Origin of the sequence: Flavobacterium cheniae (assembly GCF_004363695.1) — a bacterium.
GTDB lineage: Bacteria > Bacteroidota > Bacteroidia > Flavobacteriales > Flavobacteriaceae > Flavobacterium > Flavobacterium cheniae.
The window spans coordinates 1-15,369 of sequence record NZ_SNZC01000003.1 but is presented as its reverse complement, the minus strand read 5'-3'; the positions used below and the strand labels follow the sequence as shown (position 1 = coordinate 15,369).

Below are 15,369 nucleotides of genomic sequence, written 5' to 3'. Positions count from 1 at the left end.
ATAAATTTAACACTTATTATGCTAACATCGTTACTGGATTTTCCATAAACGCTTTGAACGTTTGTAAGAATTGAGCTCCTGTTGCTCCGTCCACTGTTCTGTGGTCGCAAGCTAAAGTAACTGTCATTGTGTTTCCAACTACGATTTGTCCGTTTTTAACTACTGGTTTTTCAATAATAGCACCAACAGATAAAATAGCAGAATTTGGTTGGTTGATAATAGAAGTAAACGATTGAATTCCGAACATTCCTAAATTAGAAATAGTGAACGTACTTCCTTCCATTTCAGCAGGTTGAATTTTTTTAGATTTTGCTTTTCCAGCTAAATCTTTGACGTTAGCACCAATTTGAGTTAAACTCATTTGATCTGTAAATTTCAATACTGGTACCATTAATCCGTCTTCAACTGCTACTGCTACACCAATATTCACGTGGTGATTGATTACCATTGCATCTTCTCTCCATTGTGAATTTACTTGTGGATGTTTTTTCAATGCCATCGCACTTGCTTTGATTACCATATCATTGAAGGAAACTTTCGTTTCTGGCAATCCGTTAATCATATTTCTTGAAGCAATAGCATTATCCATATCCAACTCGATAGTTAAATAATAATGCGGTGCCGTAAATTTAGATTCTGATAATCTTCTCGCAATGGTTTTACGCATTTGCGAATTTTTGATTTCTTCTTGGAATACTTCTCCTGCTGGAACAAATGGTTTCACAGCTGCAACTGCACTTGTAGCTTCTGCAACGGCTTGAGTTGGAGTTGCAACGGTAGATGGAGAGAAATTCTCAACATCCGATTTTACAATTCTTCCATTTTCACCTGAACCTTTTACTTGAGACAAGTTGATTCCTTTATCTTGAGCAATTTTTTTAGCTAATGGAGAAGCAAAAACTCTACCTGAAGTAGCTTGTTCGGTTATTACAACTGCTTGAGCAACTTCTTTTACTTCTTCTGCTTTTGGAGCTTCAACAACAGCACCAACTTTATAATTAGCCGCAATTCCTGAAACGTCAGTTCCTGCTGGTCCTAAAATTGCTAAGATGGTATCAACTGGAGCAGAATCACCTTCTTGTACTCCGATATATAATAAAGTTCCTGCATTAAAAGATTCGAATTCCATAGTAGCTTTATCCGTTTCGATTTCAGCTAAAATGTCACCTTCTTTTACAGTATCTCCTACTTTTTTTAACCAAGTCGCAACTGTTCCTGTTGTCATGGTATCAGACAAACGAGGCATGGTTACTACTTTTACACCAGCTGGAATTTCAACTGCAGCAGAAGTTGGTTTTTCATCTTCAACTACTTTTTCTTCTTTAGTTTCAGTAGCATTTCCTCCACTTAATAAAGCCGAAATATCTTCGCCTTCTTTTCCAATAATAGCTAATAAAGAATCAACTGGAGCCGATTGTCCTTCTTGAATTCCAATGTGTAATAAAACCCCATCATGAAATGATTCAAACTCCATTGTAGCTTTATCCGTTTCAATTTCGGCTAAAATATCGCCAGTTTTGATTGTATCACCCACTTTTTTTAGCCAAGTTGCTACAACTCCTTCAGTCATCGTATCACTCAAACGGGGCATTGTTATAATTTGTGCCATAGTTCTTATAATTTATGTGGGATGAAAGGATAATTTTCTTGTTCGTACACTACATCATATAACTGATTTACTTCTGGGAACGGAGAATCCTCTGCGAATTTTTCACATTCAGCTACTAAATCAGCTACTCTTTGATCGATTGTTTCGATTTCAGCTTCTGTAGCGTAATTATTTTCTTTGATAATATCAAGAACTTGAGTAATTGGGTCGATTTTTTTGTATTCTTCCACTTCCTCTTTTGTTCTGTATAATTGTGCATCGGACATTGAGTGTCCTCTGTAACGGTAAGTTTTCATTTCTAAGAAAGTTGGCCCGTCTCCACGACGTGCTCTTTCCATTGCTTCGTGCATAGCTTCAGCTACTTTCACTGGATTCATTCCATCAACTGGTCCGCAAGGCATTTCATATCCTAAACCTAGTTTCCAAATATCAGTATGATTTGCAGTTCTTTCTACAGATGTTCCCATAGCATAACCGTTATTTTCAACGATGAATACTACTGGTAATTTCCATAACATTGCCATATTGAAAGCCTCATGTAATGAACCTTGACGCGCAGCACCATCACCAAAATAAGTTAAGGTAACTCCGCCAGTATTGAAATATTTATCTGCAAAAGCAATACCTGCTCCTACTGGAATTTGTGCACCTACAATTCCGTGACCTCCATAAAAGCCATGTTCTTTAGAGAAAATATGCATAGATCCACCCATACCTTTTGAAGTACCTGTAGCTTTTCCGTATAATTCTGCCATAACTTTTCTTGGGTCTACACCCATTCCAATTGGCTGAACGTGGTTACGGTAAGCGGTAATCATTTTATCTTTAGACAAGTCCATTGCGTGCAAAGCTCCAGCTAAAACTGCTTCTTGACCATTGTATAGGTGCAAAAATCCTCTAACTTTTTGTTGGATATAAACAGCTGCAAGTTTATCTTCAAACTTTCTCCAAAATAGCATGTCTTCATACCACTTTAGGTAAACTTCTCTTGTAATTGGTTTCATTTTAGTTTGTTTTTTTAATACAATTGAATTGTGAAAGGCATTATTTGTCAATCACAATTTTACGAACAGCAAAAATACTACATAGAACCTGATTGAAAAAATTAAATTCTACGATTTTTGTATTTTTTATAACAAAATCGATAAAAAAAGTTACGAAATCGCTATAGATGATTTTTATCAAAAACCAAAGGCAGTAGATTTTTTAATGAATCTGACTTATAAATATCGCCTTTTGCTCCCATAAAGAAAATAGCAATTGGAATATCTTGTTTGAATTCGTATTCTGCGATTGCTTGCCTACAACTTCCGCATGGTGGAATTGGCTCTTCTAAATCTCTATCTTGTGGAGATGCCGTAATAAACATTTTTACAATTTTTGCATCTGGATAGGTTGCCCCTGCATAAAAAATTGCTACACGCTCAGCACACAAGCCTGAAGGGTAAGCTGCATTTTCTTGATTTGAACCTTGAACTACAATTCCGTTATCCAAAAGAATAGCTGCACCCACCGTAAACTTTGAATAAGGTGCGTAAGCTTTACTTCTAGCTTCTACCGCTTGCATCATTAACGTTGTCTCCTCTTGAGATAATTCTTCTTTTGAAAGTACCGAAATGGTCGTGTTTATTGAAATTTGCTTCATATGTAAGGAAAAAAAATCCAAATTCTAAAATAAGAATTTGGATTGTTTATTAATTTATTTTTTGTTTAAAGTTCATCGTAATTATCGCCAAAGTTAAATGTTAGAGAGAATCTCAATGTATTTTCTAATGGATTTCTCACTTTAGATGCTGAGAACAAATACGACACATCAATTTTCACTACATTATACTTAAAACCGGCTCCTAAAGTAAAAAACTTTCTTGCCCCTTTTAATTCATTTTCATTAAAGTAACCTAAGCGTAGTGCGAATGAGTCTTGATACCAATACTCTGCACCTAAAGCCCAAGTAAACTCTTTTAATTCTTCTGAAATACCATCAGGAGCATCATTAAACGAATTGAAAATTCCGCTTGTCCAACTTGTTTTTCTGTAATCTGACAATGCTTGTGTGTATGCATCATCAGCCAAATCTTGCTCTGCAGGCTCAATTGAACCACTATCATCAGCATCTACTGCAGCAACTTTTGCTGGTGGTGTTGGAACTAAAAGTTTTGTAACTTCAGCCGTAACACCAATTTTACTATACTCATCAAAAATAAAATCAAAACCTCCACCTAAACGCATATTGGCTGGTAAAAAGTTATCATTTAAATCATCATTATCATAACTAATTTTAGGACCTAAATTCTGAAAGTTAAATCCAGCTCTCCATCTACCATTAAAATCATCATAAGCCATTTCTTCTGATTGATAATAACCTGCAATATCAACTGCAAATGTTGTTGCTGCTGTAGCATCATTATTTGCATCACCAATTCTTAAAGCCGAACGAATAAATCGCCCACCAACAGCCATAGAAAAACGGTCACTCAATTTAAGAGAATAAGAACCATCTAGAGCTAGTTCATTTGGATTAACTGTTCTTACCGGCTCGTTTGGATCTGGAGTTTCTCTCAATTCGATATCACCCAAACCAAAAAAACGTAAAGACCCAGCAAATGCACTACGCTCATTTATTCTATTGTAGTATGTCAATTGTCCCAAAGAAATATCGTTTGCAATACTAGACAAATAAGGCGTATAACTTACAGAAAAGCCTTGTTTTTGAAGAGAAAAAGCATATTTAGCAGGATTGAATTGTTGCGAGAAAGCATCTGCAGAAGTTGCTACTCCCATGTCAGCCATACCCGCAGAACGCGCATCAGCAGCAATTAATAAGAAAGGAACACCTGTGGTTATTACTCGGCTATTATCTTCTTGCGCTTTAACATATTGACCTACAACTAATAAGGTAAATATTACAGCAATTTTTTTCATTGTATTCATAGAAATTAATTTGACAAATATAGTATTTTATTATAGTATTACAAGTTTCTCATATTTTTCAACTGACTTTCCAGTAGTTGTAGATCGTACTTTTAATTTATAAACATAGACCCCTTTTCCAATCTTATCTCCAAAATCATCACGACCATCCCAGATAATTTCTCTACAAAGAAAACCTTCAGTTGTAACTTGCTGATTTATTGTTTTAACCAACTTTCCTGCAACAGTCAGAATCTGAACTTGAACATCAAGTGGTTCAAAAGGCATGTTATGATTGAACCAAAACTCTGTATAACTTACAAATGGATTGGGATAATTCAATACTCTTTCTACTCGAAGTCCATCATCTGAACAAATCGCATTAAATTGAATTTCTGCCGTAATTAAATTATTGTAAACATCCCAAGCTTTAAACAAAATTGTATGTAATCCTGGCGTTAAATCCCTAAAAGGAAATCGTACAAAACCACTGGTGTAATCGTCGTTGTTTGTTTCATAATATTCATTCAAAACATACGGATTAGATTCATCGCCATCCAAAATTGCTACAATATCATGCCCGATTCCACTTGCCGTATTGATTCCGTTTTCATCTTCTAAAAAAGCCAGCAAAATGGGTGAACAATTTGTAATTCCGCCCGAAACAAAACCTTCATCATTCATATGCAATCTAACCGTTGGCGGATTTGTATCACTTACAGCATTTACGTTAACACCTCCTATTTGGATTGTTCTATCATAACCTGTTTGGTTATCCAAACTAGGCATATCACGTTTTGCATAAAAGCTTATTTTACCATTTCCAACTGGAATTCTAATATCTTGCGGCACCACGAAACTAAATTCAAATTGTCCGTTTACTACTGATGCATTTCCTCTAAAAACAGTTTCTCCTAAAGTAGTAAAATTCATCACTATAAGTCCGCTACCATTGGTAACACCATTATTTCCGAGAGTAGCCCTATTAATATCTTTATCAAAAATTTGAACTGCTAAATCACCGTTATAACCTGATAACAAAACATCATTTTCATCTCTTACCTCACCAGATATCTTTGTTAAACTCAAAGCTTGAAGAACAGGCAATGGTTGATTTACTGGGATATCATTTACTTTTGTAAGTACAACTCTAGGTCTCGCAATTGCTAATTTCATGGCTGGATCACCAATGTAAAAGACAACTCTCCTATTATCTGAACCTGTATCTAATTTTGTTAACCTCAGTGCTTCTGCGATTGAAGGATAATCATTCGACCCAAATGCATACAAGTCTTCATTCAATAAATTATTCATTACAAAACCTGTTGTAACACCAATTTGACGTGTTGTAGCAATCAAACCAATTGCCCCACCGCTTTTATTCCAATACATGTACTCACCTCCTGTAAAACGACCCGGATCATCAAAACGTGTAAACTCACAAGTTATTGTTATAAAAAGCGGATATCTGTAACGATTGGTTAAATTTTGAGCATCTAATTTTTCAAATAATCTTTCCCTTGCAAGTGATTCTTCATTTCCGTGACCGAAATAATTAAAAACTAAAGCTCCAAGTTCCAATGCATCTAAAAAATCTTTTTTTGCTTCAGGATAGCGCTCTCCACCTGCAGCTACTTGTTGTAAATAAGCATCTGTATGTATTTTTTTTACATTTACAAATGGCTTTTGTGTAGTTAAAGTATTCGCTAAATTATCTAGTCCAAACTGGAGCGTTGCGTCTGTTGTATTATCAGCGTCATCGGAATAGATAACATAATTATTACGCCATCTTCCGTACGACTTCTCATCATGATATTCAATTACCTTATCAACCATTTCTTTGGCTTGGCCAGTAGAAGAAACTAACATTCTTCCAACTGCAATATCAATTCCGTCAAAACCACCTAACATTTGACCTTCGGTATCATCCATCAAACCATAAAAATCATCAGACATGAAGGACGAGAATAATGAGAAATTAGAAATGTTATTTGTTTCTGAAGCAAAAGGATTGAATCCATGAAAAACAGGAACAATATTGGTATTACTGAATAATCGGTCTTTGTAATCATAAGATGCATCTCCAAAAAGATTTACATACTTAACTCTTTTATTTGGAGCGGAAGCATTCCAATACACATACTTAATTAAATTTCTAATTGCTGCAATATCTTGTTTTCCAGAAGCAAATTCTTGATAAATTTTTTCTAAAGTAACCACACGCACCACTAAACCAGAATTATTTCTATGAAAATCAGCTAAACGTTCTGCTTGCGTTGTTAAAAACTCTGGTGTTATAATCAAATAATCGATGTCTTGAAAATTTCCTTGAGCATCTTTAAAAATTGTGCCTTTTAAATTCTGATTCACCACAACAGAATTTGATTCACGCAATGGGGTAAAGGTGTCAGACATATCAACTGCCACGTATTTTCTAGCCGTACCTAAATTTACTTTAAAATTAAAATTGGCTCCAGTGGTATTTTCGTAAGCCGTAACATTATATAAATCGGTAACATCCCAAACTTGAGAAATTCCTGATGCATTTGCAATTCTGTATTCTCCAACACCAATATTAGCTTGCTCTTGATCATTAAAAAATAGGAATTGTTTAGAGAAACCTGTTAAATTCCGCTTTACTTTTAATCGTATAAAATCTAAAAAACCATTTGAACTCGGAACACCTCCGTTATTATATGTTATTGCAATTGAAATATTTGAAGAAGTGGCATTAAAAACGGCATTTAAAGCAGATTCATAACCTTCAACTCCACTACCTGAAGTTAACTGCGGAAAATTCAAAGTTCCCAAATCAACAGAATTGGCTTTTACATTAAAAGAAGAGTTACCAAATGACTTAGAAGCCGTATTTACTTTTATTTGAACAGGAACTGAAGTATCTAAATTAGGAATTGAAAAATCAAATGTTTGAAATTCATCTACATTAAATTGTTCACCAAACCATCTTCTACCAACTTTTCCAGCATTAACTAAATCTTTCTCGTAGTAAATTACATCATCAAACTGATTAAAAGTTAAAGTTGGAGGATTTATTGGCTGCAATGCTTGTTCTATTCTTTTTCCAGCTGAACCTAATGAAGTTATGTAATAATATGATTTATCTGCAAACAAGTTCACACTGGTTAAACTTTCGGCACTCCAAGTATCAACTCCTTCTGCATAAAATAAAATATAATCGCTATTATCAAAAACGCCATCATCTTCACCAATAAATTGAATCGCATTCTGTTCTAAATCAACCGGATAAGGGATTGAATTGTTTAACGGCAACATGCGTCCACCATTTCCATAAATCTTTATATTTCTAGGATCTACATTAACATTAAAACCCAAACTCTGAAGAAAAGTTTTAGAAATTCTATAAACACCTGATTTTTCAACGTAAAAACGGTGCCAATTTCCAGTTGCTAAAACCGAATTTGAAACCGCCTGAATAACATTCTGATTTTGACTTCTATTTGACAGATTGTTTTGAAAAGAATACGTTAACGAAATAACTTTTTTAAAAACGCCACCTTCTTTTATAATGGGACTAAAAATTAAAATACCTTTATAATCATCTCGAGCACGAACAACTTCCAATGAAGTTTGAATCTTATTAGGTAGTAATGATTTATTCAAATCATAAAGTTCCGATTCGTTTATAGTTTGATATTTTACATTTGATATAACCAAACTTGACACATTAGTTGATGCGGTAACTGGCACTAATTTCCTATATTGAATTTTTCTTGACGGAATATCAATATTGTAAAATTCTGTATCAAACTGAGGCACTTTAATTGAAGTTTCCCCCAAACTGTAATCCACATTAGAATTCCAATTAATAGAAATATTATCTGTTTGTTGCCCAAAAACAAACACAACAGAAAATAACAGTACAAATAAGATAGTCTTTTTCATTAGCTATAAAACGTGTTAAACACCTATATATTACAAAGAGAAAAAAAATATTTATTTTAATCTAATTTTTTACAATAAAACTTAATATAAATCGTTGTAAGAGAAAGGATTTTAACACAACATTAATTTTTTTTTACAAAAATTTAAAAACATGTTGCATTTTAATTCATTATTATTATCTTGCGACACGAAATTTATTACCTACTAAAGTATGAAAATTAAGAAAATTATGGCTTTAAAAGTGTTAGTAGTATTAGCACTGGCATTAGGCTTTACAGGTTGTAGCAAAAAAGGAAGCACAAAAGGTGGTTCTACAGCTACAGGATGGAAAATCAATGATAAAAAAGGTGGATTCCAGTTTAACGACAAGTTTAAACAACAAGAAACGCCTCCAGGGATGATTTCTATTGAAGGAGGTACTTTTACAATGGGAAAAGTACAAGACGATGTTATGCATGATTGGAACAACTCTCCAAATCAACAACACGTACAATCTTTCTTTATGGATGAAACAGAAGTAACCAACAAAATGTATTCTGAATACTTGTTTTGGGTAAAAACTGTATTTCCTCCAACTGAAGAAAACTACAAACACATTTACAATGGAGCAATTCCAGATACTTTAGTGTGGAGAAATCGTTTAGGTTACAACGAAACGATGACAAACAACTACTTAAGACACCCTGCTTATGCTGACTACCCAGTAGTTGGTGTTAACTGGATTCAAGCAACGGAATTTAGCAAGTGGAGAACTGACCGTGTAAATGAAAACATTTTAGAGCGTGAAGGTTACCTTAAGAAAGATAACAAAATCAAATTAGGTTCTGACGTAACTGCTGAAAACTCATTCAGTACTGAAACTTATATCAATACGCCTTCAAAAGCATTTGGTGGTAACGAAGAAGTGGTATTGAAAAAAGAAATGGGTGGTGGTAGAAGACCAGCTGCAGATACTGCTAAAAACGTATACGCTCAAAGAAGTTCTGGGTTAATTTTACCAGAATATAGATTACCAACAGAAGCTGAGTGGGAATATGCTGCAGTAGCTTTAGTTGGAAACAGAGAATACAACATTTACAAAGGACAAAAGAAATACCCTTGGAGTGGTCAATACACTCGTTCGTCTAAAAGACAATACAGAGGTGACCAATTAGCCAACTTTAAACAAGGTAAAGGGGATTACGGAGGAATTGCAGGTTGGTCTGATGACGGAGCTGACATTACAAATAAAGTTAAAGCATATGCTCCAAATGATTTTGGTTTATATGATATGGCTGGAAACGTAGCTGAGTGGGTACAAGACGTTTACAGACCTATGGTAGATGACGAAGCAAATGACTTCAACTACTTTAGAGGTAACGTTTATACTAAAAACAAAATTGGTGAAGATGGAGTTGTTGAATTAGTAACTTCTGACAACATCACTTATGATACTTTAAGTAACGGTAGAATTATGGCTAGAAATTTCCCTGGTCAAATTGCTCAAGTTCCTGTTGATGAAAACGAAACATACTTAAGAACTCAATTCTCAACTTCTGACAACAGAAACTATAGAGATGGTGATAGACAATCTACACGTTTCTACAAATTTACTGACTCTGAAGAAGGTGCAGGAGAAGAAAAACACAGAATGTACGAAGCTCCTAAACACTCTATCACTGCTGATAGTTTAGGTAAAATGGACAAGAAATTTGATAAATCTGACAAGAGAACTACTTTAGTAGATGACAACGTTAGAGTTTACAAAGGTGGTTCATGGAGAGATAGAGCATACTGGTTAGACCCAGCGTCTAGAAGATTCTTCCCTCAAGATATGGCAACTGATTACATCGGATTCAGATGTGCGATGTCTAAAGTAGGTCCTAAGTCAAACAAAAAGACTCCAAGAGGAAATCCAAAAAAATAATTTTCATACAAAATACTTAAAAAAGCCCTTTCGTTTGAAAGGGCTTTTTTTTATCTTCGTTTCGATTTAAAACTAATCACATGACCACAATAGCGACTTTACATTCCTTATTTTTAAATTGCTCTAGCGTTTCTACCGATACTCGAAAAATAGAAAAAGATAGCTTATTCGTTGCCCTTAAAGGCGAAAACTTTGACGCTAACACTTTTGCTAAAGAAGCTTTAGAAAAAGGAGCCAAATTTGTAATAATTGACAATCCCAACTATAAAATTGACGAGCGAACTTTATTAGTAGAAGATTCACTTATTGCCTTACAAGAGTTAGCTAAATATCATAGAGCCTATTTAGGATTACCAATTATAGCCTTAACTGGAAGCAATGGAAAAACCACTACCAAGGAATTAATACACGCTGTGCTTTCAAAAAAATACAATACACTGGCAACTATTGGCAATTTGAATAATCACATTGGAGTTCCACTTACACTATTGCGTTTTACAAAAGAAACCGAAATTGGCATTGTTGAAATGGGCGCAAATCATCAAAAAGAAATAGAATTCTTATGCGAAATTGCGCAACCTGATTATGGTTATATTACTAATTTCGGGAAAGCTCACCTAGAAGGATTTGGCGGAGTTGAAGGCGTAATCAAAGGAAAAAGTGAAATGTATGATTATTTAAGAAACAATGAAAAAATTGTTTTTATTAATTTAGATGACGCCATTCAAAAGGAAAAAGCAACAGGAATTAAACAATTTAGTTTCGGTTTAAACGAGTCAAAAGTTGATGTAAAAATCGATAAGGTTGAAGCTAATCCAATGGTAAAAATAACCTACAACAACCACACAATTAATTCGCATCTTATTGGAATTTACAATGCGAATAATATCAATGCCGCTATCACTATAGGAAATTATTTTAAAGTTTCAGATGAACAAATTAAAGATGCAATTGAAAATTATATTCCTGAAAATAATCGCTCGCAATTGCTACAAAAAAACGGTAACGAAATAATATTAGATGCTTATAACGCAAATCCGAGTAGCATGTCGGCAGCCATAACAAATTTTATTCAATTAGAGCACAATCATAAAATTGCAGTTTTAGGCGACATGTTTGAATTAGGTGAAGAAAGTCTTTCTGAACATGAAAAAATAATAGCATTATTAATTTCCGAAAGCAATATAACTACCTACTTTATTGGTAAATATTTTTATGCTAATCAGGTTCAAAATTCACACATTAATTTCTTTGAGAATTTTGAAAACTTCGCAACATTTTTCAAAGAAAACCAACCAAAAGAAAGTTTAATTTTAATCAAAGGCTCTAGAGGAATGGCTCTAGAAAAAACTTTAGAACTGATATAAAACAAAAAGTGCTACCAAAAAAATGATAGCACTTTTTCCTTTAAAAAATTAAACTATTGATTTCCTGAAACTATTTTATGAGTAACAACTTCTTTGTTTGTCATTAATTTCAAAATATACAATTCTCCACCTGCATGATTGAAATTGACATCAATTTTCATCTCTTTTCCAAAATAAGCATCGGTGTCTTTAAATTGATATAACAAGGAGCCTTTAGTGTCATAAATCTGAATATCTACAGCTGAATCGTAATTAAATTGATAGCTTAAAGTTATATACTCTTTGAAAGGATTAGGAGAAGCTGTAATATTTAAGTCACTAAAAACAGTAACATCTTCTACTATTACCTCAGGTATCGCAACTCCAACTCTACATTCATCATAACCTCTATTAATAGCATCTACTGCCGCATTAATATTAGAATGAGAAAGTCCACCAATATTCTCTCCACCTAAAGCTTTATTAGCTAAGATAAATAAATTTCCAACTGTGGCACCTCCGTTTGAATTCAAATAATTAATAACACTTTGTGGAATACTGAATACTTGAACTGTTTCCATATTAGGAATATTCGAACCACATTCAATAGTTTTAGCTGTTGCAAAAGAAGCTTCTAAATCTAAATCACCTAAACCACCATCTACTTGAATATTAAAGAAAAGTGTCATGGTTTGACTCAATAAATTATTATTAATTGCTCCTCTTCTTGAAGCTTTAGTTGTAAGTGGGTCATTATCTGACCAAGTTGAATACACATCATATGTAGCAAAACCAACTAATCTTCTTGGACTACCTCCTCCAGGCAACATTTTATAAATATTGTTATCTCTAGGATTTGCTGCTCCAATAACGTCACTTAGTTTAAGAGTAAAATAATTTCCCGTAGATACACTACCAAAATCAAAACTACCTCCAACTAACTCTAATGCTTTTCGCATCATTATTTGAGAATTGACAACTCCTAAATCTTGAGTACAACCAAGACCTCCATAATTACCATAGAATCCTTGAGTGTATGTACAATAATCATCGTCACATGGTATTAGTTCCACTTCAATATCTTCAGATATCTCGCAACCATTAGCATCTACAATTTTAATGGTATGATTTCCAGCATTTAGACCTGTAAAAGAAAAAGGTGATAACTGTTCGGATGCCGTACCATTATCAATACTTACCATATAAGGAGAAACTCCTCCTGAAAAGGTAGCACTAATACTTCCTGTTGCTGTACCAACACAATTTTCCGGTTGCATCTCTAAAGAAAGGGATAAAGCATCTGGCTGAGTTATTGTAGCGTCACATGCTGTTGCATCTTCTAAAGTTTGAACCGCATCTGTAATCAATATGGTATAAGCACCTGCTGGTAAATTTGAAAATAGTGCTCCACCAGGCTCATCATTAACTCCCATTACGCTATAAATTACATTATTCAGATCGTTTGAATTATACAAATAGAAATTGTAAGGTGGGATTCCGTTTGAACCTTGAACTTGAATTGATCCACTTGATTCTCCGTTACAAGCAGCAGGTGTTGGTGTTGTTTGACATCCAATTCTACAGTTAAATGACATAGTAAAGGTTGAAGAACAAGAAGATTCACATCCAGTTTCTATATTACGAATTGTCCATGTTACTGTTACAGATGTTTCTATACTACCTGGAACTCCAATAATTGGATTTAAAGGCGCATTACTAGCTCCTACTGGATCAGCATTAGATGGACTGTATACATATTGCACCGCTACCACTTCAATATTAGGGTCGGAATTTAATCCTGCGAACGAATTAAACCAAGTATTGAATTTCGAATCTGTAGCAGCTTGAGCAACACTAGCAGAAACACCACAATCTACATCAAATAAAGCAGGACTTGGACAAGCAACTTTAGGTAAAGCATTTACGGTTACCACTGCGCCATCGCTATTAGTACATTGATTTGCATCTGAATAGGTGTACGTTACATTGTATGGTCCTGCAGCTAAGCCTGAAGCGTCGAACAATCCGGATGCGCTTACATTAGCACCGCTCCATGTTCCACCTGCTGGCTCTGCTGTTAATTGAACTGTAAATCCAGTACAAACCTCTGCATTATTAGCAACAACGGTTGGTAAAGCATTTACGGTTACCACGGCACCATCGCTATTGGTACATTGATTTGCATCTGAATACGTGTACGTTACATTGTATGGTCCTGCAGCTAAACCTGAAGCATCGAACAATCCGGATGCGCTTACATTAGCACCGCTCCATGTTCCACCTGCTGGCTCTGCTGTTAATTGAACTGTAAATCCGGTACAAACTTCTGCATTATTAGCAACAACGGTTGGTAAAGCATTTACGGTTACCACTGCGCCATCGCTATTAGTACATTGATTTGCGTCTGAATAGGTGTACGTTACATTGTATGGTCCTGCAGCTAAACCTGAAGCGTCGAACAATCCTGATACGCTTACATTAGCACCACTCCATGTTCCGCCTGCTGGCTCGGCTGTTAATTGAACTGTAAATCCAGTACAAACTTCTGCATTATTAGCAACAACTGATGGTAAAGCATTTACGGTTACCACTGCGCCATCACTATTAGTACATTGATTTGCATCTGAATACGTGTACGTTACATTGTATGGTCCTGCAGCTAAACCTGCAGCATCGAACAATCCTGATGCACTTACATTAGCTCCACTCCATGTTCCACCTACTGGCTCTGCTGTTAATTGAACTGTAAATCCGGTACAAACTTCTGCGTCATTGGCAACAACGGTTGGTAAAGCATTTACGGTTACCACGGCACCATCGCTATTGGTACATTGATTTGCATCTGAATAGGTGTATGTTACATTGTATGGTCCTGCAGCTAAACCTGATGCATCGAACAATCCGGATGCGCTTACATTAGCTCCACTCCATGTTCCACCTGCTGGCTCTGCTGTTAATTGAACTGTAAATCCAGTACAAACTTCTGCATTATTAGCAACAACTGATGGTAAAGCATTTACGGTTACCACTGCGCCATCACTATTAGTACATTGATTTGCATCTGAATACGTGTACGTTACATTGTATGGTCCTGCAGCTAAACCTGAAGCGTCAAACAATCCGGATGCGCTTACATTAGCACCACTCCATGTTCCGCCTGCTGGCTCGGCTGTTAATTGAACTGTAAATCCAGTACAAACTTCTGCATTATTAGCAACAACTGATGGTAAAGCATTTACGGTTACCACTGCGCCATCACTATTAGTACATTGATTTGCATCTGAATACGTGTACGTTACATTGTATGGTCCTGCAGCTAAGCCTGAAGCGTCGAACAATCCTGATGCACTTACATTAGCTCCACTCCATGTTCCACCTACTGGCTCTGCTGTTAATTGAACTGTAAATCCGGTACAAACTTCTGCATTATTAGCAACAACTGATGGTAAAGCATTTACGGTTACCACTGCGCCATCACTATTAGTACATTGATTTGCATCTGAATACGTGTACGTTACATTGTATGGTCCTGCAGCTAAGCCTGAAGCGTCGAACAATCCTGATGCACTTACATTAGCTCCACTCCATGTTCCGCCTGCTGGATTTGCTGTTAGTTGTACTGTGAATCCAGTACAAACTTCTGCGTTATTGGCAACAACAGTTGGTAGAGCGTT

Annotated in this window: 8 protein-coding genes; 2 read left to right on the top strand and 6 right to left on the bottom strand. The window is 35.2% G+C overall.

Features of this window, described 5'->3' with window-relative positions:
* Nucleotides 1-16: 16 nt before the first annotated feature.
* The 5 genes from C8D80_RS08795 to porU form a co-directional block, all read right to left on the bottom strand.
* Nucleotides 17-1,609 (bottom strand): pyruvate dehydrogenase complex dihydrolipoamide acetyltransferase, encoded by a 1,593-nt coding sequence (locus C8D80_RS08795; protein WP_133609498.1) that lies wholly within the window; start codon nt 1,607-1,609, stop codon nt 17-19.
* 5 nt (nt 1,610-1,614) lie between these two features.
* A complete protein-coding gene (pdhA, locus tag C8D80_RS08790) occupies nt 1,615-2,613 on the bottom strand; it encodes a pyruvate dehydrogenase (acetyl-transferring) E1 component subunit alpha (protein ID WP_133609496.1) in 999 nt (332 codons plus the stop codon).
* 161 nt (nt 2,614-2,774) lie between these two features.
* On the bottom strand, nt 2,775-3,254 hold the full coding sequence (gene cdd, locus C8D80_RS08785; RefSeq protein WP_133609494.1) for a cytidine deaminase: 480 nt from the start codon (nt 3,252-3,254) through the stop codon (nt 2,775-2,777).
* Between the two features lie 65 nt (nt 3,255-3,319).
* Nucleotides 3,320-4,531 carry a type IX secretion system outer membrane channel protein PorV gene (gene porV / locus C8D80_RS08780; protein ID WP_162845067.1) on the bottom strand — a complete coding sequence of 404 codons (1,212 nt, stop codon included), beginning with the start codon at nt 4,529-4,531 and terminating at the stop codon, nt 3,320-3,322.
* Nucleotides 4,532-4,570: 39 nt separating this feature from the next.
* Nucleotides 4,571-8,443, bottom strand: a complete 3,873-nt coding sequence (gene porU / locus C8D80_RS08775) for a type IX secretion system sortase PorU (RefSeq protein ID WP_133609490.1) — start codon at nt 8,441-8,443, stop codon at nt 4,571-4,573.
* 211 nt (nt 8,444-8,654) lie between these two features.
* Between porU and gldJ the strand changes: the two genes are divergently transcribed.
* Nucleotides 8,655-10,349 (top strand): gliding motility lipoprotein GldJ, encoded by a 1,695-nt coding sequence (gldJ, locus tag C8D80_RS08770; protein ID WP_133609488.1) that lies wholly within the window; start codon nt 8,655-8,657, stop codon nt 10,347-10,349.
* Nucleotides 10,350-10,429: 80 nt separating this feature from the next.
* On the top strand, nt 10,430-11,716 hold the full coding sequence (locus C8D80_RS08765; RefSeq protein WP_133609486.1) for a UDP-N-acetylmuramoyl-tripeptide--D-alanyl-D-alanine ligase: 1,287 nt from the start codon (nt 10,430-10,432) through the stop codon (nt 11,714-11,716).
* A gap of 53 nt (nt 11,717-11,769) precedes the next feature.
* Here the strand turns inward: C8D80_RS08765 and C8D80_RS08760 are convergent.
* A partial coding sequence (locus tag C8D80_RS08760) for a T9SS type A sorting domain-containing protein (protein WP_133609484.1) occupies nt 11,770-15,369 on the bottom strand: 3,600 nt, incomplete at its 5' end.

Bases quoted from the DNA above. Each gene is read 5' to 3' on its own strand.
- porU (WP_133609490.1), bottom strand. From the start codon at position 8,443: ATGAAAAAGACTATCTTATTTGTACTGTTATTTTCTGTTGTGTTTGTT.
- porV (WP_162845067.1), bottom strand. From the start codon at position 4,531: ATGAAAAAAATTGCTGTAATATTTACCTTATTAGTTGTAGGTCAATAT.
- C8D80_RS08765 (WP_133609486.1), top strand. From the start codon at position 10,430: ATGACCACAATAGCGACTTTACATTCCTTATTTTTAAATTGCTCTAGC.
- C8D80_RS08795 (WP_133609498.1), bottom strand. From the start codon at position 1,609: ATGGCACAAATTATAACAATGCCCCGTTTGAGTGATACGATGACTGAA.
- gldJ (WP_133609488.1), top strand. From the start codon at position 8,655: ATGAAAATTAAGAAAATTATGGCTTTAAAAGTGTTAGTAGTATTAGCA.
- cdd (WP_133609494.1), bottom strand. From the start codon at position 3,254: ATGAAGCAAATTTCAATAAACACGACCATTTCGGTACTTTCAAAAGAA.
- pdhA (WP_133609496.1), bottom strand. From the start codon at position 2,613: ATGAAACCAATTACAAGAGAAGTTTACCTAAAGTGGTATGAAGACATG.